Here is a 22,995-nt window from a genome sequence, read left to right on the forward strand (position 1 = left end):
ATGGGCCTGCCCGCCGGGCACGGCGTTTCTCTCTTTCCCGCAATCGGGCCGCCTTTCCCGCTCAGGCCGGAAAGGCGGCCCGAACCGCATTCGACCGGCAAGCCTCGCTTCAGCCGCGCCGCCCTTCTTGCCGTTTGCCGCCAAATGGCGTAACAGTCGCCTGTATCTTCAAACACAGGAACAGGCAGTGAATACAAACGCATGCGCTGTGTCCGGCCCCGTAACGGGGCCGGTTTTTTACCACCGGCCCGGCCTTTTGCCCTGCCTGGCGGTCTGTCTGCCGCTGCTCTGCGCCATTCTTTGGCTCTGTCTGCCCGTCGCGGCACGTGGTGAAGAGGCCTTTCCCCTGGATTTCACCACCATCCGCCTGGGCGACGCGGCATGCGTCGTGCTGGTGGTGGGCGGCATCCAGGGCGACGAGCCGGGCGGTTTCTCCGCCGCCACCTTGCTGGCGACCCGCTATGACATCCAGGAAGGGGCCGTCTGGGTGGTGCCCAACCTCAATTTCCCCAGCATCATCAAGCGCTCGCGCGGCCTGCACGGGGACATGAACCGCAAATTCGCCCGCCTGGACGAAAGCGATCCGGAATTCCCCACAGTGCGCCGCATCCAGGAGCTGATCCGCCATCCGCGCGTGGCCCTGGTGCTCAATCTGCACGACGGCAGCGGCTACTACCGCGCGAACTATCAGAATTACCTCTGCAATCCGGCCCGCTGGGGCCAGTCGGTGATCATCGACCAGGACGGCCTGCCCTCGGGCGTGTTCATGGGCGCGCTGGCCCAGGAGGCGGCCCGAGTGACCGCCGAGGTCAACCAGCGCCTGATCAAGCCCCTGCACGTCCTGCATGTCCACAATACGAACACCGCCGCCGGGGACAAGGAAATGGAAAAAAGCCTTTCCTACTATGCCGTGCGCCAGGGCAAGGCGGCTTTCGGCCTGGAAGCCAGCAAGGAATTTCCGGTGGAGCTGCGGGCCTATTACCACCTGAGCATGGTGGAAGGCTTTCTGCGCCGGGCGGGCGTGCGCTTCAAACGCGACTTCAGCCTGACGCCTCAAGGCGTGGGCGAGGCCCTGCGGGCCAATCTGGGAGTGTCCTTCGCGGAAAACCGCGTCTTCCTGCCCCTGGAGGACGTGCGCCCGGCCATCAACTATCTGCCCCTGCCCAAGGGCAGCCCGGCCAGGGCCGTGACTTCCAAGCCCATCATGGCGGTCCTGCCCTGCCGGGACCGCGACAGGGAACTCTGCATTCACTACGGCAACCGCACCATCACCCTGATCAAGCCCGACTGGCGCGAAATGGACCACAGCCTTGAAGCCGTGCGCGTCACTGTGGACGGGCGCGAGGAAGTGGTGCCCTTCGGCCGGGTGCTGGACGTGGCCGAAACGGTGCGCGTGCATCCGCAGGAGGGCTTTCGGGTCAACGCCATCGGCTTTGACAGCGGCCGCCGCGACGAAAGCGGCCTGCCCCTGCGCCGCAAGGACTTTGCGCCGCGCTTTTCCGTGGACCGGGGGGGCACGCTCTTCCGGGTGGAAGTCTACAAAAACCAGAGCTTCGCCGGGCTGTTCCTGCTGCGCTTCAACGCCAAAAACGCCAGGCTGGCCAAGGGCCGCGCCATTCTGCCCGACAGGCCCGGCCCGGAATCGAAACTGGGATTCTGAACCACATGTCCGACACGCTTTCCCTAACAACGCCCGTCACCGTGGCCGGCGGCGGCAGCTGGGGCACGGCCCTGGCCCACCTGCTGGCCGCGCGCGGCCTGCCCGCCACCCTCTGGCTGCGGGACGCGGAGGTGGCCCTGGCCGTCAATGAGCGCCACGAAAACCCGCGCTACCTGCCGGGCTTTGCCCTGGACGCCCGCCTGGCGGCAAGCACGGACCCGGCCGTCCTCAATCGAGATCTGCTGGTGCTGGCCGTGCCCAGCCAGCAGTTGCGGGGCTGGCTGGGCACGCACAGGACATTTTTCCGGCCCGGCCCGGTGCTGGTCAACGCGGCCAAAGGCCTGGAAACCGGCAGCCTCGCAACCTGCGGCGCGGTGGTCGCCGAAGCCCTGGCCGGTCTTGAGCCCCGCTACAGCGTGCTGTCCGGGCCGTCCTTCGCGGCGGAGGTGCTGCGGGGCCTGCCCACGGCCGTGGTGCTGGCCGCGCGCGACGAAGCCCTGGGCCGGACCCTGCGGGAACTGTTTTCCGGCCCGTCCTTCCGCTGTTATTCCAGCACGGACGTCATCGGCGTGGAGATGGGCGGCGCGCTCAAGAACGTCATGGCCATCGCCGCCGGAGTCTGCGACGGCCTGGGCCTGGGGCACAACAGCCGGGCCGCCCTGATCACCAGGGGTCTGGCCGAGATGAGCCGCCTGGGCGCGGCGTGCGGCGCGCGCCGGTCCACCTTCATGGGGCTTTCCGGCCTGGGCGATCTCACCCTGACCTGCACCGGCGACCTTTCGCGCAACCGGCAGGTGGGCCTGCGCCTGGGGCGCGGCGAAAATTTGGAGGCCATCACCCGCAGCCTGGGCATGGTGGCCGAAGGCGTCAAAACCACGGCCGCCGTACATGCCCTGGCTCTGCGCCTGGGTATTGACGCGCCCATCACCGCCGCCATGCATTGCGTCATCTACGAGGGACAGGCCCCGCGGGAAGCGCTCAGAATCCTGATGAACCGCGACCTGCGCGAGGAATGAGGCCATTCCGGGCTGTGAAAAAAAGATTTTCCTGCTTGCGCCTGAAGCTAATGTAGTGTATTGACTGACTACTCAGCTAGGGATTTTTTTCACGAGCAAATCAGCCCTCCTGCCTTCGGGGACGGCTGATTTCGTGCAGAAAAACCCGCACACTCGTCGCGGCGCGTATTGGCCCGGACGGCATCACTAGTGTCTAATTGGAAAAATTAGACACGCAAAACCCGGAGGGTTTTGCGGCGGCGCAGCCGCCGGGAGTCCGCGAAAAACCACGCTTTTTCGCGGACGATCCTGCGAAAATTGAGAGCATAACCATGCTCGAAATTTTTGCAATCAGACACTAGATGTTGTTCGGAAGATCCATAAATCACGGGGCGTCTATGACATCACCATTGTTCACGGCCGGCGGTTCTTGGTTGCCGCTGCTGCTCGGTTCGGTCCTCCTGCTGATCGCCACGGTCAAGGCCGTGCGGGAGCGCAAAGACCCGCGCCGCCTGATTCTCTGGGGCGCGCTGCACGACGCGGGCGTCGCCTGTATGGCGCTGACCGCGCAGACAGCCGCGGGCCTGACCGGCCTGTGGCTGTTCGTCATCTTCCAGATTTCCGCCAGGCTGCTGGCTCTGGCCGCGCTGGCGCGCCTCGCGCCCTGCGGCGCGACTCTGGACGAACTGCGCGGCGCGGGACGGCGTAATCCCTGGGCCGGAGCCCTTTTCGGCCTGGGCCTGCTGGCCGCCGTGGGCGGCTCGCCCTTTCTGCTGCCCGAGGCCCGCGCGCTGATCGTTCAGGGCCTGCTGGAAGCGGCCCCGGCCGGGGGGCTGCTCTGCCTCCTGCTGATGGCCGCGGCCACCACGGTCTTCATCTGGCTATACGTGGACGCCGTGCGCCGCGTGAGCCTTGAGGAAGCCCTCGAAAGCGCGGAAGGCGCGGACGCGGCGGCTCCCGCACCCGGCGGCCTGTCCGGACTGTCCGGCTTGGGCCTGCCGCTGCTCGGTCTGGGTCTGCTGACGGCGGCCCTCGGCCTGCTGCGCGCGCCCCTGACCGACGCCGTGGGCGGGCACTTCGGCCTGCTGGTCATGCACGCCCCCGTGCATCCGGCCTACTGGTGTTTCTACGTCGGCGCGTTCGTCGCCGGTCTGGCCTTTTTACTGCGCCTGCGCGCGGCCCCGCAGATCGCCGTTCTTTTCTCGGCTCTGGCCTTCGCGGCGGTCTGCGTCATTCCCAGCCCGCCCCTGGCGCGGCTCTTCCTGGTAATGATCGCCCTGGTGGCCCTGGTGGTCAGCGTCTACTCGCTGGGCTACATCCACGACCGGCGCAAGGGCTGGTACTGGTTTTTCCTGCTGCTGACCTTCGCCTCCCTGGCGGGCATCGTCTCCACGCCGGATACGGCGGCCATGTACGGCTACTGGGAACTGATGACCTTCGCTTCCTACTTCCTGGTAGTGCACGAGGGGCGGCGCACGGCCTATGAGGCCGGTCTCAAATATTACGTGATGTGCGCGGGCGGCGCGCTGTTCATGCTGCCGGGCCTGTTCATCCTCGGCGTTTTTTCCGCCGCGCCGCTGGCCGCCTTCCACTTCCCGTTCTGGTTCCAGACGGCCCTGGCGCTCTGCCTGGCGGGCTTCGGCGTCAAAGCCGGTCTGGTGCCCCTGCACTCCTGGCTGCCCGACGCCCACCCCGCCGCGCCCTCATCGGTGTCCGCGCCCCTGTCCGGCATCATCACCAAGATGGGCGTGTTCGGCATCGTCAGCGTGATTCTCATGGGCGTGGGTCAGGCCGCCGGCGAAATGCGCGGCCTGTTCGGCCTGTCCTGGTTCGGGACGGGCCTCAGCGCCATGGGCGTCGCCACCCTGGTCTACGGCGAGGTCATGGCCCTGCGCCAGGAAGACATCAAGCGCATGCTGGCCTACTCCACCCTGGGGCAGATCGGCGAAATCGCGCTGGTGCTGGGCCTGGGCACCTGGCTGGCCACGGCCGGGGCGCTCTGGCATGTGTTTAACCACGCCGTGATGAAAGACTTGCTCTTTCTGGGCGCGGGCGCGCTGATCATGCGCGCGGGCAGCCGCAATCTTGCCGACCTGCGCGGCCTGGGCCGTCAGATGCCCTGGACCGTGGCCTGTATGGCCGTGGGCCTGGTGAGCATCATGGGCCTGCCGCCCTTCGGCGCGTTCTACAGCAAATTCCTGATGATCCAGGCCGCGGTCAACGCCGGTCAGATCTGGCTGGCGGCCCTGATCCTGGCGGGCTCCCTGGTGGGAGCCGTATACTACACCCGCATTCTGAAAACCCTGATATTTGAAGAACGCCCGTCCCACCTGCCGCAGGTGGAAGAAGCCCCCTTCAGCATGCGCCTGGGCCTGCTGGTGCTGGCGGCCCTCAGTCTGCTGCTGGGCCTGGCCCCGCAACTGCCCATGCAGTTGGTTCTGCCCGTGGCCTCGCTCTGCTACGAGCCCACATCGGCCGCCCCGCAGATCATGCTGGCCATGAACGTGTTCTGGCCCGTCTATGTGGTGGTGCCGGTCTTCGGTGCGGTGCTGCCCGCCCTGTTCGCCGGTTGGCGCAGGATGGCCGGCTGGACCAGCGTGGGCGTGCTGCTGCTCACGGCCCTGCTGGTGCTGCTCTTCGGGCGCGATCTGGATATGCTCTCCTTCTGCTTTGCCCTGATCGTGCCCCTGATCGGCGCGGTGAACATGGCCTACGCCGTGGGCTACATGGAGCACAGCCACAGCCAGTGGCGTTTCTACTGCGCCTTTACCTGCATGTGCGGCGGCCTCGTGGGCATGGCGGCCAGCCAGTACCTGCTGAGCTTCTTCCTGTTCTGGGAAATCATGAGCTCCTGGACCCTGTACATGGCTATCGCCCACGAGGGCGACAAGGCCTCGTTACGGGAAGCCTTCAAGTACTTTCTCTTCAACCTTCTGGGCGCAGGCTTCCTCTTTGTGGGCCTCTGCGTGCTCGGGCCCTTCACGCCATTCAACGCCGGCCTGCTGGCCGGGCTTGTGCCCGACCTGCCCGCGGGCGCGGCCTGGCTGGGCATGGCCCTGCTGGCCGTGGGCTTTGTGATGAAGGCCGCCCAGCTGCCCTTCCGCATTGACTGGCAGATGCACCCGGCCCTGGCCCCCACGCCGGTGTCCGGCTACATATCCTCGGTGCTGCTGAAGAGCGCCGTCATCGGCCTGATCAAGCTCTTCATGCTGCTGGGCGGGGGTTTTGCCCTGGCGGGCATCCTGGACGGCTTCGAACAGGGCGTGATCAGCCTGATCGTCATGTGGATCGGCGGCATCACCATCATCATGGCCGCCGTGCAGGCCCTGCGGGCCAACGGCATCAAGCTGATCTTCATCTACTCCACCGTGAGCCAGCTGGGCTACATGGTGCTGGCCGTGGCCGCGGGCGGGGCCCTGGGCTACGCGGGCGGCATGCTGCACCTGATCAACCACGTCTTCTTCAAAGACCTGCTCTTCCTGATCTGCGGGGCTGTGATGTTCGCCACGCACCGGGACAGCCTGGATGATCTGGGCGGCATCGGCCGCAAGATGCCCTTCACCCTCTGCATGTTCGCCATCGCGGGCCTGTCCGTGGTGGGCGTGCCGCCCACCAGCGGCTTCTCCTCCAAGTGGCTGATCTACCATGCCCTGATGCAGGCCGGGCAACCCTTCCTGGCCCTGCTTTCCCTGGTGGGCAGCGTGCTGACCCTGGCCTATATCGCCAAATTCCTGCACGCGGCCTTCCTGGGCCAGCCCGCCCCGGACCTGGACGACGTGCATGAGGCCCCCAAGGTCATGCGCGTGCCCATGGGCATTCTGGCCGTGGGCTGCGTGCTGACGGGCATTTTCCCCGGCCTGGCGCTCATGCCCGTCAACAGCGTGTTGCTGGAATACGGGCTGGCTCCCCTCGATGTGGGGCTTTCCGGCGTGCTTTCCGGCCCCGGCGCCTGGAACGCCACAGGCATGTTCGTAATGATGGCGCTGGCCTTCCTGGCCGGGTACTGGTTCGTACGCCGCTTCACGCGCCTGCGTGAAATCGACGTGCACGCCTGCGGCCTGCCTCCGGAAATCGCCACCAGCCGCATGGCTCCCTCCAGCATCTACGGCGACCTGACGCGCCTGCTGGGCGGCGGGCGCGCTTCCAAGGAGAACCGCTGATGAGCGACACCCTGCTTGCCATTCTGCACATGTGCATCTTTCCCGGCGGGGCCTTTGCCCTGGCCGTGGGATTCTTCTTCAAGGGCCTGGACCGGCGGGTGGAAGCCCGCCTCCAGCGCCGCGTGGGCCCGCCCCTGATCCAGCCCTGGCTGGACATCGCCAAACTGCTGACCAAGGAAACCCTGATCCCGAAAACCGCCTGTCGTTCGGCCTTTCTGCTGGCTCCGGTCTTCGGCTTCACGGGCATGGCCGTGTGCGCGGCCTTCATTCCGGTGCCGGGCGTGTTCGACGGCCTGTTCAACATGGGCGACCTGCTGGTGATCTTCTACCTACTGCCCATCCCGGCCATGGCCCTGATGCTGGGCGGTTCGGCCTCCAGCTCGCCCTTCGGCGCCGTGGGCTTCTCGCGCGAGATGCTGCTCATGCTGGCCTATGAAACCCCGCTGCTGATGATTTTGCTGGCCGTGGCCATGCTGGTGGGCAAGGGCATTTCCGGCGGGGACTGGGGGGCCGAGTTCTCCCTGCTCAAGATCGTGGCTTGGCAGCAGCACAGCGGCTCCCTGGGCTTCAACCCTTCCATGATTCCGGCCCTGCTGGCCTACCTGATCTTTTTGCCCGGTACCATGGGCGTGGCCCCCTTTGACATTCCGGAGGCGGAAACCGAAATCATCGAAGGTCCCCTGCTGGAGTACGGCGGCCCGCTGCTGGCGCTCTTCCAGGTGACCTCGGCGCTGAAGACCTTCGTGGTGCTGGGCCTGGGGGTGGCGCTTTTCTTTCCCGGCACTATATCTGAATGGTGGCCGGTGAATCTGATCTGGTTCGTGCTCAAGTGCCTGGGCCTGATGCTGGTTTCGCTGACCTTGGTCAAATCGGCCACCGGGCGTTTCCGCATTGACCAGGCCTTCCGCTTCTATGTGACGGTACCCACGGCGCTCGCGCTGTGCAGTCTGATCCTGGTCTGGGTGATGTAAGGAGGCCGCTGTGGCTTTGGACAATCTGCTCAAAAAACTTTCCGTGCGCTCGCCGTGGCTGTTCCGGATCAATGCCGGTTCCTGCAACGGCTGCGACGTGGAACTCGCCACCACGGCCTGCATTCCGCGTTACGACGTGGAGCGCCTGGGCTGTAAATACTGCGGCAGCCCCCGACACGCGGACATTGTACTGATTACCGGCCCCCTGACCACCAGGGTGCGCGACCGCGTGCTCCGGGTCTGGCATGAAATACCCGAACCCAAGGTGACCGTGGCCGTGGGCATCTGCCCCATTTCCGGCGGCGTCTTCCGCGAGGGCTATTCCATTGAAGGGCCCATTGACCGTTATTTGCCGGTGGACGTGAACGTGCCCGGCTGCCCGCCGCGCCCGCAGGCCATTCTGGAAGGCGTGGTGCTGGCGCGCTCCATCTGGCTCAAGAAACTGGGCCTGGAGGAATAAATGACCGCGTTGCGGCTGGCCTTGCGGCAGACCTTCGAGCGCCTGCGGGCCGCGTGGGCCGACAACGGGCAAATCTGTCGGCGTTGCGGCGTCTGCCATCATGTCTGCGGCCTGCTGCGACGCCCCAAGCCGCGTAACGACGCCAAGGTTCTGGAGGAATAATATGGCGGGCTTTCTGAAAGTTCTGTTCCGCAATCTGCTGGAGGGCCCGAGCACCGATCCCTTCCCGCTGGGCGAAACATTCACGCCGGCGCGCCTGCGCGGCCGGGCCAAAGTGGATCCCACCCTCTGCATGGGCTGCGGCGTCTGCCGCCACGTCTGCGCGGCCGGGGCCATCAATATCACCCATCTGCCGGACGGCAGCGGCTACACCATCACCATCTGGCAGAATTCCTGCTGCCTGTGCGCCTCCTGCCGCCATTACTGCCCCACCGGGGCCATGAGCATCAGCACGGACTGGCACTCGGCCCATCCGGAAGAGGAAAAGTTCGACCGCCTGGAGCAGCACACCATCAAGTACGAGCCCTGCGCCCACTGCGGCACGCTGATGCGGCCCGTTCCGGCGCATCTGGCCAAGCGCCTGTACGCCAAAAATCCGGACATCGACCCGGAGCTGATCCGCCACCTCTGCCCCAAGTGCCGCCAGATCGAGGACGCCAAGCGCAATGCCTGCGTGCTGCCCGCCCACACTGAGGACAAGCCGGAACAGCGCGTGACCTCGGCCGCGCCCACCAGGGAATAAGAGACGAGCGGAAACCGCAAAGGATACAGTATGCAAGACATTATCCGGGGCGACGCGCGGATCATTGAGGACATTTCGGCCCTCTGCACCGACAGCGACGCCATTCATCACAGCATCGACAGCTTCGGCAACGCCTTTCATTGGTTCCGGCTGGACACGCCGCGCCAGCTGCCGCAGGCCGCCGCAATACTGCGGAAAACCGGGGCGCGCCTGGCCATGGTCACGGCCTACAACCGCCGCCAGCTGAGCGAGCCCATGCAGGAAGTCTGCTACCATTTCGAACTGAAAGGCGTCATCTACAACCTCACGGTGACGCTTAACGGCGAGTGGCCCACCGTGCCCTCCATCACCCCGCTGTTCGCCAATGCCGACTGGCACGAACGCGAAATGATGGAGCTGTACGGCATCCAGGTCACGGATCATCCCGATCCGCGCCGCCTCTTCCTGGACGAGGAACTGGACGCGGGCATTCTCAACGAGGCCGTGCCCCTGTCCATCATGATGAACGGGGCCTGCACCACCGACCTCTGGGAACGCATTCTGAAAGACAAGGAGAAGCGGCCATGAGCAGCACCTTCACCATGCCTCTGGGCCCGGTGCATGTGGCCTTGGAGGAGCCGGTCTACTTTCGCCTCACGGTGGAGGGCGAAACCGTGCGCAACGTGGAGCTGACCTCGGGCCACGTGCATCGCGGCATGGAGGCCATGGCCACCCAGCGCAATCTGATCAAGAACACCACTCTCACCGAACGGGTCTGTTCGCTCTGTTCCAACAGCCATTCCTTCACCTACTGCATGTCCGTGGAGAACGTGCTGGGCATCACCATTCCGGAGCGGGCGCGCTATCTGCGCGTGCTGGCCGAGGAAATCAAGCGCGTGGCCTCGCATCTGTTCAATACCGCCATCCAGGCCCATATCATCGGCTTCAAGTCCCTGTTCATGCACGTCATGGAAGTGCGCGAAATGATGCAGGACGTGAAGGAAACCGTGTACGGCAACCGCATGAACCTGGCCTCCAACTGCATCGGCGGCGTCAAATGCGATGTGGAACGCGACATGCTGGACTACATCCTGGGCATGATCGCCAAAGTGGAGCCCGCAGTGGATGAAATCCGCGAAATTTACGACACCAACAGCCTGGTGCTGGCCCGTACCAAGGGCCTGGGCCTGCTGCCCAAGGAAGACGCCGTGCGCCTGGGCGTGGTGGGCCCGGTGGCGCGCGGTTCCGGCGTTGTCATCGACGTGCGCAAGGATTCGCCCTACGCCGCCTATCCCGAACTGAACTTTGACATGATCACCTCCGAAGGCTGCTGCATCCATTCCCGGACCATGGTGCGCCTGAACGAGATCTTTGAATCCTTTAAACTGATCCGCCAGTGCTGCGAACGCGTGCCTGACGGCCCGGTGACCGCGCCCATGCGCCAGATCCGCACGGCCGAGGCCTGCGCCCGCTCCGAAGCCCCGCGCGGCGAGGTTTTTTATTACATCCGCACCAACGGCACGGACATGCCCGCGCGGCTCAAGTGGCGCGTGCCCTCGTACATGAACTGGGAAGCCCTGGGCGTGATGATGCGCGACTGCAAGGTGGCGGACGTGGCGCTGATTACCAACAGCATTGATCCGTGCGTTTCCTGCACGGAACGCTGACAGCGGGGTTTTTCCCCGCCGGCTGCGTCAAACAGCGCGGCATGCCTCGGTCACATAGACGGCTATGCTCCGCTTCGGCGCGCCGCTTGTTTTCCTTGCCGGCGGGAAAAGCCTCCACTGTCAGGAAAAAACGGTAAAAGGAAATACATGCATGAGGCCAGCCTTGTACAAGGCCTGCTGGACATGGCCCTGAAAGCCGTGGAGGAGCACAACGCGGCCCATCCCGACAACCGCGCGCTGCGGATTCAGGAAATCACCTGCGAACTGGGCCTGATCGCCTGTGTGGAGGCCCAGACCCTGACCGCCTGTTTTGAACTTTTTGCCGAAGGCAGCTTGGCCGAAGGCGCGACGCTCACGCTCAACACCGCGCCTCTGGCCTGCCGCTGTGAAAACTGCGGCCACGCCTTCAGCCTGACACAACGCCGTTTCGTCTGCCCGGCCTGCGGCAGCGAAAACATCCACTTCAACGGAGGGCACGGGCTTACGCTCCAGTCCCTGCGCGTTGAATCCGAGGAAACGGACCATGCTTGAACACATTCAGGTCGTACCCGATAAATGCCGCGCCTGCCGCCGTTGCGAGGTGGCCTGCATCGCCGCCCACCACGGCATGTCCTTCAAGGAAGCCATGAAGCACCGCGACGTGCTGGTCGCGCGCGTGCAAGTGGTTAAAGCCGAAGGCTTCAAAACCACGGTGCGCTGCCACCAGTGTGATCCCGCGCCCTGCTGCAACGTCTGTCCCACCGGCGCGCTGCAGCAGGAGGAGGACGGCCGCATCACCATGCGCGTCCAGTTCTGCGTGGCCTGCAAGATGTGCATCGCGGCCTGTCCTTATGGCACCATTTCCCTGGATACCATCGGCATGCCCGATCTGAGCGGCAGCGACGCGGAAACCCTTGCCCAGAGGGCCCGCCGGGAAGTGGCCGTGCGTTGCGACATGTGCCGCGCCTGGCGCGAGGAAAACGGCAAAAAGATCACGGCCTGCATGGAGGCCTGCCCGGTGCGCGCCCTGTCCATGGTGGAGCCGGACGGCACGGTGGTGGAAGTCCCCCAGCCTGAGAAAAAACCCGTGGCCGAGGCCAAGGCGTCCCCCACGGAAACGCCAGGCGAGGGGGCTCAGGCGTAGCTTCGGAAGGGCGCGCAGCAAGGCTGATAAATCCTGTTGACAGGCGGGGACAAACTCCTTAGTGGCTGACTCAGAAAGATGTGACCTTCGTCACGCTTCGTTTGACCGGCATGCATGCCGGATACGGCGGAGTCGGTAACTCCGGCCGCATAGGGATTTTCCCTTCAAAAACATTTTCCCTTATGTATAAGGGGGAATCTGTATGTTGTTTTCCAAAACCCTTGCCCGTTGCCTTGTCCTGGCCTGTGCTCTCTCCATCTCCTGCGCGGGCGTTGCTTTTGCGGCTCCGCAGCAGGGCGCGGCCAAAGCTCCGGCCGCTTCCACAGCCAAAGCCCCGGCGCACAAGCCCGGCGCGGCCGTGAAGAAACCCGTCAAACACGCTCCCAAGGCCGCCAAGCCCGCCGCCAAGCAGCCGGTGAAAGCGCCTGAAACCGAAGAATAGACAACCTTCACCCGAACCATCAGCCCCCGGTCCTCCTGTTCAGGAGAGCCGGGGGCTTTTTTTCAGCGACCATACCCGCAATGGCCCTTGAGCAGATGCATTTTGAAATTCTACAAATTTCAAAGTTGACATTCAGGCGAAAAACATGATTTTCGCCTGAATCCACGCCGCGTTGCTCTCGATGCCTGTACGCCCTTTGGGCTACAGGCACGGCCCTACGGGCCGCCCGTCGGGTCGGTCTTCGCGGCGCGCCTCACCGTGTTCGGCGTTAGGGCCTGTTAACGCTATAGAATTTTTGTTCGCCTGCAAGCAAGATAAACCTGCTTTGAGGGAGTGTACTCTTCTGGTACTCGACCGAAAAAGCAGGTGAAATCTGACGCAGCAGGAGGGCAAAAAGGCATAGCGTTAACAGGTCCTAGAGCATTTCAACGTTGAAATGCCCTAATGCACCCGTCACTCCCGGTTACCACCACCACTTCTGGGGATAGCGCCGCCGCGCGCCCAGATTGTTGGTCAGCAGGGCCAGCAACAGCATGCAGCAGGCCCCCGCGCCGCACGGCAGAAGCACATACCAGTAGCCCAGGCGGTGGATGTCCGCCCCGCCGATGACCGCGATCAGCGCCGTGGCCCCGCCGGGTGGATGCAGGGTTTTGGTGACGCACATCAGGGCAATGGCGGTGGACACGGCCAACGCCGCGGCCGCCGTGGGCTCCTGCCCCAGGAGCAGCTGGCAGCTGACGCCCACCAGCGCCGAAAGCAGATGTCCTCCCACCAGATTGCGCGGCTGGGCCAGCGGGCTTTCAGGCGCGCCGAAGGCCAGGACCGCCGAAGCCCCGAACGAGCCGATGAGCAAGGGCAAATTCCATTCCTGGGCGCACGCGCGTTCCAGCCAGGCCAGGCAGGCAATGGAAAGGGCACTGCCCAACCAGGCCCAGCCCACGTCGCTCCAGGTTGTCCGCGCGGATGCCCGCGCGCCGCCCAGGCGGCTCAGTACCCGTGTCATTCCGGTCATATCCCCTCCCCAGGAGCTGTGACGCATTTCATGCGTATGAACACTGCTCTATACCCGCGCCAGAGCCAGAAACACCGCATGCAGCGAGGCCAGCAGGGCGATGAAGGAGTTTTCCACCGCCGGGCCGTGTTTTTTTGTACCGTACAAGCCGAGAGAAAGCGCGTTCCGGCGGCAGGCCGCCAGACAGTCCCGGCAGAGGGTGCATGTGGAACCGGGCGTCTCCTGATCCAGGCGTTCCGGCGTCATGGCCCCATAACGGCAGGCCCGCGCGCAGGCTCCGCAGCGGTTGCACGCGCCCGTGCGGCGGACGCGCCAGAGCGACAGCCGCCCCAGCCCGCTCGCGACCAGGCCCAGCGGGCAGACGCCCAGGCAATAGGTTCCGAAACCCAGCTTACGGCTGAACAGTCCGGCGCAGCACGGCAAGAGCAGGCCCAGCAACAGGCCGCAGGCCAGGGCCACCCCCAACGGAGCCCCGGCCAGGCGCAGCAACACGGGCGTCAGCAAGGTCAGCGCCAGCACGACCAGACGCAGCCGGGGCAGCCAGGCCGGTACCGGGCGCACGCGCCCCCGGGCCGCCGTGCCCGCGTCCCAGACGCCGAAATAGCAGAGCTGGCTGCACCAGGCCGCGCCCGCCAGCAACACGGCGACGCCGAAAAGAATCAGCATGAAATAGCCCCCGCCCCGGTACAACGGCGCGGCCAAAATCACGCCGGGCACGGGCAGATGCAGGTTGCCGCTGAGCAGAAAACGCCCGTCCAGGGTGAGGCCCAGCAACAATTGGCCGAAAAAGACCAGGGAAAACAGCCGCCAGGTCCAGAGCCGGGCGGCAACGGCCGTGTGCCGGTCAGACAGCCGCCCCGCCACCCAGGCCGCCCAGAGGCCGGGCAAAAAGACCTGGGCCAAGCCCCAGCCGGGCGCGAAGCGCTCCAGCACAAAGAGGCCCGGCGCCAGAGCCCAGGCCGCGGCCAGAATGCCGGTGGTCAGTCCCAGGGCCGCCAGTTGCGCGCCCGCGCTGCTTTCCCGGCGGGCATAGCGCGCCCGCGCCCGCTCGCTCAGCAACGGCAGGACGGCCAGGGCGGTGAACAGGGCCACGCCCAGAAGAATGGCGGCCAATCGGTGCCAGGGCTGGTCCATGAACTGGCGTACCTGGACGAACTGGCTTGTGGTCCAGATCCAGCGGGCAGCCAGCAGGGGCAGGACCAGCAGCAGGACCCGGCGCACCCAGGCCTCGCGAGTCCAGGCCAGCAGGGCCAGCAGAACGCAGCCCAGGGTCAGGGCGGGCAGGCCGGCCCGCCAGAAGTGCGCACCGGCCGGCAGCAGCGCCAGGGCTGCGGGCAAGGGACAAAGACGGGCGCTTGCGGTCATGGACATCTCGGACAGCTCCTTGACTGAAATTCCAGCCCGGCGTGCTGAGGCGACGCGCAAGGCGCAGTGCCGGAATCCCTGCCGAAACGGGTCGGCGGGAGGCAGCGGGCAAAGGCCTTGGCGTAGCCCCTCAAGCGGGCCCGCAGTGCGTCAGGACGGTTTTAAACGGGCTCGGGGCTCGTCGCTCCCTCCGGCAGACAGCGCTTGCCGGTCAGGGACAGGATGTCGATACGGATGACGGCCACCCGGCGGACATTGGCGTCCGGCGCGGGGCGCGGGCAACGGGCGGCATAGCGTTCCGCCAGGCTGTCCAGGGCCAGACGCTTTTCCTCCGTGTCCTCGACCAGAGAGGCGCGGCCCGTGCCGCAGATGGATTTGTAGTAGGTGGAGGATTTTTCGCGGTCGATCCGCACGTCCGCCGCCAGGCTGAAGGCCACGCGGCCGTCCTTGCGGATCAAATCCAACTTGGTGCCTTCCGGAGCGCTGTGCAGATAGATGCGCTGGTCCAGACGCACGAAATTAAGCGAAATCAGATAGGGGAAGTCCCCATTGTTAAGGGCCAGAAACAGTTCTTCGGCCTTGGCGAAGACCTCGTCAAAAAAAGCCGGTTCAGAACACTCGCGTTTGCTCAGGCGCATACCTCTCTCCTTTTACGGGAATCAATGCTTCAAACAGTTGTGTAACGGCGCGCGCAAAACACGCCTGCGCTTCGTTCGGCAGAGCATTTCACACCTGAAACGCTCCGGCCCGACATGCAATCAATCCGCAAGGCACCGCTGCCAGCGCCGCCCGGCTTCCGCCAGATCCGCCGTATCGGGATGGCGGGCGGCCTCCTCCAGCCGGGCGCGGCGTTCCGGCGTCATGGGATGGCGGCCTTTTTGCCGCGAAATTTCCAGAATTTTCGGATCGACCCGGCCTTGGCACAGGAAGCCGTCCAGCACCGTATTGCCGCCCTCTTCCAGCAGGGCCCGCGCGCCTTCCGCGCAGCGCCGGGCATGCGGCGAATCCGGCCAGGCTCCCAGGGTTCCGAAAAAAAAGACTTTCTTGCCGAGCACGCGGCGCATGTATCCTTGCGTCCTGGCGTCGGCCTGGCCCAGGCGTACCCAGAACCCCAGGGCCAGCAGGTCGTAATCATCAGGGTCCGGCGCCTCACGCACGGGGAAGCAGGGCGCGCCGGAAGCGGCGGCCAGGGCTTCAGCCACCTTACGGGTATTGCCCGTGACTGAGGAATAAATGATGCAACTTTTCATATTCTGTGTTCCCGCAGCGTAGCGCATGGATGTTAGCTATCGGCCAATTTTTGCAGCCCCGCCCGGTCCAGCAGGAGCACGCGGCGGCGTTCAACGCTGATCAGGCCGTTGGCGGCCAGCCGGCTCAGTTCCCGGCTCAGGCTCTCGCGGCTGATGCCGACCAGACGCGCCAGAATTTCACGGCTGACGCCGAGATCCAGCGCGTCGGTCTTTTCCATTTTCGACCGGTGCAGCAGCCAGGCCGCCACCCGGCGGGAAGCGGAAATCCTCCCCTGCGACCCGGCCAGCTTGTTAATGAACAGGCGCTGGCGCAGGGAAAGCGCCGCGATCAGGCCCAGGCCCAGCGCCGCGTTGCCGCGCAGGACAGCCAGCAGGGCGCGCTTGTCCAGCCAGAGCAGGCGGCCCTCCCGGACGCCCATTGCCGAAGCGGGCAAACCGCCCTCATAAAACAGCACGCCCGCGTCCAGAAGGCGGCCGGGCCGCACCAGATGCAGCACGCATTCCCGGCCACGGGGCGCGCTGCGGGACAATTTGACCAGGCCGGAGAGCAGAAAGGCGGGGTCCGCGCTTTCCTGGCCTTCCCGGAACAACACCTCGCCCTTGGCAAAGGCCCGCAAGCGAGCGTGTCCGGCCAGGGCCAGGCGCTCCTCCGGACGCAACACGGCGAAAAGTCCGTTGCCGAGAGCCGTCAGAACGGCCTGTTGTGCAGGTTCTTTCAAGGGTGATTCCGGCATGGCGTCAATCTTTAGATAATTTTAACTTTGAGAATGCACGTTCCCAAAGTTTTTAGAGCGGGTTGATATTGAAAATATCTCAACGCGCTGTGCGGATTTTCCGTGAAAATCCGCACTACGAAATTATCGCAAGGCGAATTTACTTCGCCGTTAAGCGATAATTTCAAGCACAAATTGCTCGAAGACTCGCTAACGGACGAGGCAACCGCGCAAATAAATTGCACTTACGCCTATCTCTGCTATCGTCATCCGTAAGGCGGCATAGCCGCCTTACGGATGACACGCGTGGCGGGCGCCTGCTCACGCTGCCGCCAGAGCAATTTCAAAGTGAAATCGCTTTACATCATCGCCGGGCGGCTCCCCGGAGCCGCCCGACAACTGCCGACGTTACTTCAGAATGGCCGCCAAATCCTCATCCGGGGTGCTGATGGGACGGATGCCCCACTTCTCTACCAGGATATTCAGAATGGTCGGTGAAACAAAGGCGGGCAGGCTGGGTCCGAGACGGATATTTTTGATGCCCAGAGCCAGCAGGGTGAGCAGGATGCTCACGGCTTTCTGCTCATACCAGGAAAGCACCAGGGAAAGCGGCAGATCGTTGACGTCGCATTTCAGGGCGTCGGCCAGGGCCAGGGCCACCTGTACCGCCGCGTAGGCGTCGTTGCACTGGCCCATGTCCAGCAGGCGCGGCAGGTCGCCGAGCTTGCCCAGGTCCTTGTCGAAGAAGCGGAACTTGCCGCAGGCCAGAGTCAGCACCAAGGTGTCCTGCGGAGTTTTTTCCACAAATTCCGTGTAATAGTTGCGGCCGGGCTTGGCCCCGTCACAGCCGCCCACCAGGAAGATGTGACGCAATTTGCCCTGGGCCACGGCTTCCAGCACCTTGGGCGCGGCATTGAGCATGGTTTGGCGGCCGAAGCCGGTCAGAATTTCCTTGCCGGGCTCGTCCTCGGCAAAGCCGGGCAGTTCCAGGGCCTTGGCGATGACCGGCGCGAAATCCCGCCCTTTGCAGTGCACACAGCCGGGCCAGCCTACATTGCCGCTGGTAAAGATTTTGTCGCCGTAGGCGCGGGGATTCTGAATGCAGTTGGTGGTGAAGAGCACCGCTCCGGGGAAGTCGGGCAGTTCTTTCTGCTGGTTCTGCCAGGCCGTGCCGAAATGTCCGGCCAGATGCTTGAAGGCCTTCAGGCGGGGGTAGCCGTGGGCGGGCAGCATTTCGCCGTGGGTGTAGATATTGATGCCCGTGCCTTCGGTCTGTTCCAGCAGGGCCTGCAGATCCAAAAGGTCATGGCCGGAAACCAAAATGGCCTTGCCCTTGCGGTGCCCCAGGGAAACCGGCGTGGGCACGGGATCGCCGAAGGATTCGGTATTGCCCTTTTCCAGCAGTTCCATGGCCCGCAGATTGGCCTTGCCGCATTCCAGCACCAGCTCCAGCCAGCCGCCCAGATCGCGGACTTCCTCGTCCCAAAGCGTACCGGCCACAAGAGCCTTGCAGACAAAGGCCGCAAGCTCGGAATCGCGCTGACCGAGCCGTGCCGCATGGTCGGCGTAGGCGGCCACGCCCTTGAGCCCGAAAAGCAGCATCTGCATGGCCGAAGCAACGTCCGCGTCCGCGCTGAGCACGTCGATGCCCACCACGCTTTCCGGCAGACGGGCCAGATATTCGTCCAGGGAGACGTTCAGATCCTCGGGTTTTTCCCCCAGCCGGGCGGCCAGGTCCTTGGCCCGCTCCAGGGTTTCGGCCTGCATTTTGCGCAGAGCCTCGGGGTCGAAATTCACATTGGTCAGGGTGCCGAACAGGGCCTCGACCATGAAGTCGTCCGTATCCGTATCCACAATGCCTGCGGCACGGGCCTGCAGGACCAGGGCCGCCAGACGCCGCAGAAGATAAATCAATTGATCCTGAATGACCGCCACATCCGCGCTTTTGCCGCAAACACCGGCCACCGTGCAGCCCGTTCCCTTGGCTGTCTGTTCACACTGATTGCAAAACATAGGGGTAAAACTCCTTTTCCTCCCTCGGTGGAGGATGTGTCCCCATATACAACACAAACCCACCTCGTTCACTGTGATTGAAATCACAGTTTTTTGCAAAAGGTAAAAAAAACGCGCCGGGCTTCGACTGTGCGAAGACCGGCGCGGGAAGAAACGGACGGAGCGGGAAGCTCAACTGTTGTCGGGCTTGGCGTAGGCTCCGGGCAGGCGGGCGGCAACAGGGGCGACCGGCGCGGCGGGCGGCGCGAAATTCTGCACATGGGCCCGCGCCGCCGCTTCTGCTGGAGCGGACGGAGCGGTGGGCGCGGCCGCCGGAATGCCGGGCTGCATGGCGTTTCTGCCGTAGGCGGCCCGGGCATGGGCGCGCGGCACCGCCGTCACCGGCGCCTGCATGATGGGCTGGGCGGTTTTCATGGCCGAGCCCGCGGGCTGCATGCGCCCAGCGATTTCCGCCGCCGCGCGACGGGCCTCCGGAGTTTCGATGATCTGGGCGTAAGCGCCGCGCAGGCCGGAGAGAATATGCACCACGCTGTCCAGGGACTCCACGTTCATTTTCAGATTGGCCTGCAGGAGCCGCGCGGTACAGAGGATATACAGATTGTTGAGGTTCACGGCCAGGCTGCCGCCCTTGTCCATGTTCAGGGAGGCGGAAAGTTCATTGACGATGTCGATGACCTTGGAAATCAGAATGCCTTTGCCCGCGAAATCCCTGGCCAGCATCTTGTCGCGCGCCTGCTGAAGATAATTGAGCGCGCCGTCGTAGAGCATGATCAGAAGCTGCCCCTGATCCGTGGTGCTGACCTTGGTTTGGAAATATGCTTGCGCCGCTTTGTTCATAGGCTGTTCCTTCTCGTTGCCCGCGCCGGTCCGCCGTGCCGGAGCGGAAAGCACTGTTCAGTGCGGGTAACTTTTTAAAATTGACCCGCCCTAGGGTCTGTTAACACTATAGAATTTTTGTTCGCCTGCAAGGAAGATAAACCTGCTTTGAGGGAGTGTACTCTTCTGGTACTCGACCGAAAAAGCAGGTGAAATCTGACGCGGCAGGAGGGCAAAAAGGCATAGCGTTAACAGGCCCTAGTCGTTGCCGCTCAACTGCTTGAGCTGCGATTCCAGCGTCTTCTGCTGCTCGCTGTAATTCTTGAGCAGGGTTTCCAGGTTGGCGAAAATCGTCTTCTGCCGCGCCTCCCAGGTTTCCAGACGGTACTGCTCGCGCTCGATCTTCTTGTCGATATTCTCCATGATGCTCTTGTAGTTGTCCCGCAAAGACATCAGGGCGCCGTTCTTGGACTTCAGGGCAATGACGTCGTCTATTTCAGACTGCGTCATATTGCTCGTGATATTCGCAGCCGTGAAATTCAGTTCGTCCTTGAAAAAACTGTTTACCGTCTGCGTCAGGCCCTGCTTGATGCGCACATACATGGGCTCTTCGCCGGCCTGGGGGTGATCACCGAGGCTCAGGTCGTCAATCTGGATGGACAGGCCGCGCGCGTCGCCCCTGGCCACGCTGAAATAATTGCCCGGCATGCTTTCGTCGCGCGTGGCCTCCACGCCGCCGATGGTCACATTGGTGATTTGGGGCTTGCCGTCGCTGCCCGTCTCCACATGGTACTTTACTTCGTAATTGCCTGCCTTGGTAATGCCCTCGACATGGCTGCCGTAGCGGAAATCGGCGCTGGTGGAAGAACCCGTGCCGCTGGCGCAGAAAAAATCCACCACGGCTTCCAGGTTGTTGGTGATCATGTCATTGTAGCTTTCCTTGTCCAGCGTCTGCAATTCCGCAATGCCGGACTTGGGGGCGATCACCAGCAGCCCGTAGGTCTCGCTGCTTTCATCCGTGTCGGTCTTGATGCCCAGATTGGCGAGGCTGGCCAGGACGTCGCCGGAAAGAATGTCGTCCGCCGACTGGCGGCTCTTGAAGCCGGGCGGCGAGGAACTGAGCACGCTGGAGAAGCGGCTTTTGAACAACTGCACCCCGTAGTTGCCCTGCAACAGGCCGCCTTTCTGGTTGGTCAGGCCCGACGGACTATAGTTGTCCTTTTCAATATCATCGGGGTCGTTGGAAGTGACCTCCTTGTCCTCGTCATAGGAGGTATAGTCGCGGACGGTCAGCAGCACCGAGTTGACCGCGTCCAGAAAATTCTGGATGGACTGCTCCACCGAGGTAATGTCCGTGCTTATGCTGATGTGCGCATCGCCCGTATTCTGGATGCTGAAGACCACGCCCTCAATGACGTCGCTCACGCTGTTGGAAGCCGACTCCATTTCCATGGGCCAGTTGTCCACGGTATAGCGGGCGTTGGCCGACCGCTGGATGGTCCAGTTGTCCGACGTGGCTACCTGGCCCTGCAGGGCCGGTCCTTCGAGGTTCTGGACGTTCTTGAGCTGGAGGTAGACCGGCTTTCCGGCGGCAATCTCGTCCGGCGTGAGTTCCTTGCCGTCGGCGTCCGTATAGGCCACGCCCCAGTCGGCGGGCGCGGAGGCCATGGAATTGCCGTCCTTGTCCTTCCAGACAATACCCGTACCGTCTTTCAGTTTTGTCAGCACATCCTTCATGGTCTGGGGAGACGTCAGGGTCAGGGTGCCGGTTTCGCCGTTATTGGTGGTGACGGTGTAGACCAGATCCGGCGGCTCTTCCAGGTAGGTGCCCGTGCCGTCAGTGTAGAACAGAGAATTTCCGGCGGTATTCGTTTTGGGCACCTTGGTGCTGGCTTCAAACGTGGTCGTGAAACCGGCGGTTCCGCTGGCGCCGGTGGTCAGTTTGAAATCCTTCACGTCGTCCAGTTTCAGGACCCGGTTGCCGTCGGCGTCCGTTGTGAGCGTTCCGGGATAGGCGGCATTGATGGCGTCCAGCAACTGCTGGTTGGTCATGCCGCTTGTCAGCTGATCCACATAAACGACGCTGCCGTCCTTCTTGGTGATGGTGAAGACAAGTTCGGAGCCCGGAGGCGGCGGGGTTTCGTCGTCCTTGCCGTCAATGCGCTTGCCCAGCTTGCCCGCGGCAAAGGTCAGGGTGGCGGAGGCGGAGTCCAGCGTACCGCCCAACTCGTCCCGGACGCCCTTGGCGGGCGTGTGATTGCTCTGCAGCTTGCTGGCGTCGGTGAGGTCGGCGCACGCCACATTTGTGACACCGCTCAGGTTCACGCCCCAGGAGCCGGCGCTGTTCAGGCCGATGTCCACGCTGTCGCCGCTCTGGGTGGCCTGGGCCATCTGCACCAGCAGCTCCCGCTTGCTGGCCCCGGCCTTGATCTTGAATTCGCGCGTGCTGCCGTCTTCCATGGTCATGGTAAAGGTCAGGAGGTCATTGTCCCCCTTGCCCTCGGCCATGCCTCCGGCGGCATTCAATTTGTCGTCATTCAGACTGCCGCTGCCCACACCCACCCAGGTGGAGGGCGGCGTATAGGCTTCATCCGAACTCTTGCGGCGGCTGAAGGACTTGACGCCGTCCATAAGCAGGTTGCCGTCGGCGTCCAGCCGGGCATTGATGCCGCCGGCGGCGGCGTTGAGAGCCGTCACCAACTGGTCGGCGGTGGAGTTGCCCTTGACGGTCACGGATTTTTTGGCGCCGTTCCGCAACACCAGGTCATAGGTATATTCCGTGGGGTTGGTGAGGGACTGGCTGGTATCCAGGCTGCCGTTGGTCAGCCAGGTGGAGTTCGTGCCCGAGGCCCCCATCCCCTTCAGATTGTTGTTGTAGATGATCAGGTTGTTGTCCGCGCCGGTATCCTTGCCCGCCACCTGGTAGACATAGCCGGAACCGGTCTGGATCAGGCTGACCTTGATGCCCGGATTTTCCGTGGAATTGTTGACCATGCTGGCGAACGACTCCAGCGTGGTACCGGCCGGAACCTTGATGCTGTGGTCCTTGCCCGCGTAATTGAAGCGGAAGTACTGCACGTCGCCCGTGTCGTTGATGATATCGGTCTTGGAATCGAACACACAACCGGTATTGGCCCAGATGGCGTTGCTGGCCATCTGGCTGACCTTGATGGTGTGCTGCACATCCTGGGCCGAGGCATTGGCCACCGCGGTGATGATGTTTTCGTTGCTGCTGCTGACGTTCTTGGTGACGAAGTTGTTCTTGTCGCTCAGCGCGGAGAGCATGCTGCTGGCGGCCTGCACCTGCTCGATGATCTTGCCGAAGGCCTCATAGCGCAGGTTCCAGTCGCCTTTCCAGGCTTCAAGCCGGTTCAGCTGCGACGATTCGATCTTTTTGAGCTGCTCCAGCACCTTGTCGAAGTTGGTGTCGTTGCCGCTCAGACCGGAAATGGCGTTGGAGCCGGAAATGCTGATTGCCATATGCGCCTCGCACTGCGAAAGATCTCTGCCGCGCCTTAGGCGCGGGCCCGCCACCAAAAAACAGCGGTGCGCACAAACTCATGCAAAATGCGTGCAAAGAATTTTTTGCCGGGTGCGGACAGGCGCGCCGCCGCGCCCCCGGACACC

The 22,995-nt window shown here is 63.7% G+C and carries 20 protein-coding genes; 12 read left to right on the plus strand and 8 right to left on the minus strand.

The features are described from left to right. The first annotated feature begins 187 nt into the window (after positions 1-187). From AXF13_RS11580 to AXF13_RS11630, 12 genes are all read left to right on the plus strand, one after another. Positions 188-1,660, plus strand: coding sequence for a M14 family metallopeptidase (locus AXF13_RS11580; RefSeq protein WP_062253429.1), 1,473 nt, complete (start codon positions 188-190; stop codon positions 1,658-1,660). 5 nt (positions 1,661-1,665) lie between these two features. After that, positions 1,666-2,676, plus strand: coding sequence for an NAD(P)H-dependent glycerol-3-phosphate dehydrogenase (locus AXF13_RS11585; RefSeq protein ID WP_062253431.1), 1,011 nt, complete (start codon positions 1,666-1,668; stop codon positions 2,674-2,676). A gap of 377 nt (positions 2,677-3,053) precedes the next feature. Then, the gene (locus tag AXF13_RS11590; RefSeq protein WP_062253432.1) at positions 3,054-6,815 is read left to right on the plus strand and encodes a complex I subunit 5 family protein; all 3,762 of its coding nucleotides are present in this window, start codon (positions 3,054-3,056) and stop codon (positions 6,813-6,815) included. Next, positions 6,815-7,786 carry a respiratory chain complex I subunit 1 family protein gene (locus AXF13_RS11595; RefSeq protein WP_008682104.1) on the plus strand — a complete coding sequence of 324 codons (972 nt, stop codon included), beginning with the start codon at positions 6,815-6,817 and terminating at the stop codon, positions 7,784-7,786. Before AXF13_RS11590 ends, AXF13_RS11595 begins: the two co-directional genes overlap by 1 nt. A gap of 10 nt (positions 7,787-7,796) precedes the next feature. Continuing rightward, positions 7,797-8,246, plus strand: coding sequence for an NADH-quinone oxidoreductase subunit B family protein (locus AXF13_RS11600; protein ID WP_008682106.1), 450 nt, complete (start codon positions 7,797-7,799; stop codon positions 8,244-8,246). After that, positions 8,247-8,408 (plus strand): hypothetical protein, encoded by a 162-nt coding sequence (locus AXF13_RS17155; protein WP_009302806.1) that lies wholly within the window; start codon positions 8,247-8,249, stop codon positions 8,406-8,408. It begins immediately after the preceding gene. Position 8,409: 1 nt separating this feature from the next. Next, positions 8,410-8,988: a hydrogenase gene (locus AXF13_RS11605; protein WP_008682107.1), complete on the plus strand. Its 579-nt coding sequence runs from the start codon at positions 8,410-8,412 to the stop codon at positions 8,986-8,988. A gap of 30 nt (positions 8,989-9,018) precedes the next feature. Continuing rightward, a complete protein-coding gene (locus tag AXF13_RS11610; RefSeq protein ID WP_062253433.1) occupies positions 9,019-9,555 on the plus strand; it encodes an NADH-quinone oxidoreductase subunit C in 537 nt (178 codons plus the stop codon). Continuing rightward, complete coding sequence (locus tag AXF13_RS11615) at positions 9,552-10,634, plus strand: hydrogenase large subunit (RefSeq protein WP_062253435.1); 1,083 nt, start codon at positions 9,552-9,554, stop codon at positions 10,632-10,634. Before AXF13_RS11610 ends, AXF13_RS11615 begins: the two co-directional genes overlap by 4 nt. 147 nt (positions 10,635-10,781) lie before the next feature. Beyond that, complete coding sequence (locus AXF13_RS11620; protein ID WP_062253437.1) at positions 10,782-11,165, plus strand: hydrogenase maturation nickel metallochaperone HypA/HybF; 384 nt, start codon at positions 10,782-10,784, stop codon at positions 11,163-11,165. Further along, a complete protein-coding gene (locus tag AXF13_RS11625) occupies positions 11,158-11,757 on the plus strand; it encodes a 4Fe-4S dicluster domain-containing protein (protein WP_062253440.1) in 600 nt (199 codons plus the stop codon). Before AXF13_RS11620 ends, AXF13_RS11625 begins: the two co-directional genes overlap by 8 nt. 202 nt (positions 11,758-11,959) lie before the next feature. Beyond that, positions 11,960-12,199, plus strand: coding sequence for a hypothetical protein (locus tag AXF13_RS11630; RefSeq protein ID WP_009302805.1), 240 nt, complete (start codon positions 11,960-11,962; stop codon positions 12,197-12,199). 463 nt (positions 12,200-12,662) lie between these two features. Here AXF13_RS11630 and AXF13_RS11635 read toward each other — a convergent pair whose 3' ends face one another. The 8 genes from AXF13_RS11635 to fliD form a co-directional block, all read right to left on the minus strand. Next, positions 12,663-13,202: an HPP family protein gene (locus AXF13_RS11635; protein ID WP_062254870.1), complete on the minus strand. Its 540-nt coding sequence runs from the start codon at positions 13,200-13,202 to the stop codon at positions 12,663-12,665. 57 nt (positions 13,203-13,259) lie between these two features. Beyond that, complete coding sequence (locus AXF13_RS11640) at positions 13,260-14,582, minus strand: 4Fe-4S dicluster domain-containing protein (RefSeq protein WP_062253442.1); 1,323 nt, start codon at positions 14,580-14,582, stop codon at positions 13,260-13,262. 155 nt (positions 14,583-14,737) lie between these two features. Next, the gene (locus tag AXF13_RS11645; protein WP_062253443.1) at positions 14,738-15,214 is read right to left on the minus strand and encodes a pyridoxamine 5'-phosphate oxidase family protein; all 477 of its coding nucleotides are present in this window, start codon (positions 15,212-15,214) and stop codon (positions 14,738-14,740) included. Positions 15,215-15,334: 120 nt separating this feature from the next. Then, positions 15,335-15,826 (minus strand): flavodoxin family protein, encoded by a 492-nt coding sequence (locus AXF13_RS11650; RefSeq protein ID WP_062253444.1) that lies wholly within the window; start codon positions 15,824-15,826, stop codon positions 15,335-15,337. A gap of 32 nt (positions 15,827-15,858) precedes the next feature. Continuing rightward, positions 15,859-16,545, minus strand: coding sequence for a Crp/Fnr family transcriptional regulator (locus AXF13_RS11655; RefSeq protein WP_223299913.1), 687 nt, complete (start codon positions 16,543-16,545; stop codon positions 15,859-15,861). A gap of 402 nt (positions 16,546-16,947) precedes the next feature. Continuing rightward, entirely contained in the window at positions 16,948-18,552 is a 1,605-nt protein-coding gene (gene hcp / locus AXF13_RS11660) for a hydroxylamine reductase (protein WP_062253448.1), read from the minus strand. 171 nt (positions 18,553-18,723) lie between these two features. After that, positions 18,724-19,389, minus strand: coding sequence for a flagellar export chaperone FliS (gene fliS / locus AXF13_RS11665; protein ID WP_062253450.1), 666 nt, complete (start codon positions 19,387-19,389; stop codon positions 18,724-18,726). A 237-nt stretch (positions 19,390-19,626) separates the two neighbouring features. Beyond that, positions 19,627-22,848 (minus strand): flagellar filament capping protein FliD, encoded by a 3,222-nt coding sequence (gene fliD / locus AXF13_RS11670; RefSeq protein WP_062253452.1) that lies wholly within the window; start codon positions 22,846-22,848, stop codon positions 19,627-19,629. Between the last annotated feature and the right edge of the window lie 147 nt (positions 22,849-22,995).

The sequence above is a fragment of the Desulfovibrio fairfieldensis genome (assembly GCF_001553605.1).
In the GTDB taxonomy this organism is placed as follows: domain Bacteria; phylum Desulfobacterota; class Desulfovibrionia; order Desulfovibrionales; family Desulfovibrionaceae; genus Desulfovibrio; species Desulfovibrio fairfieldensis.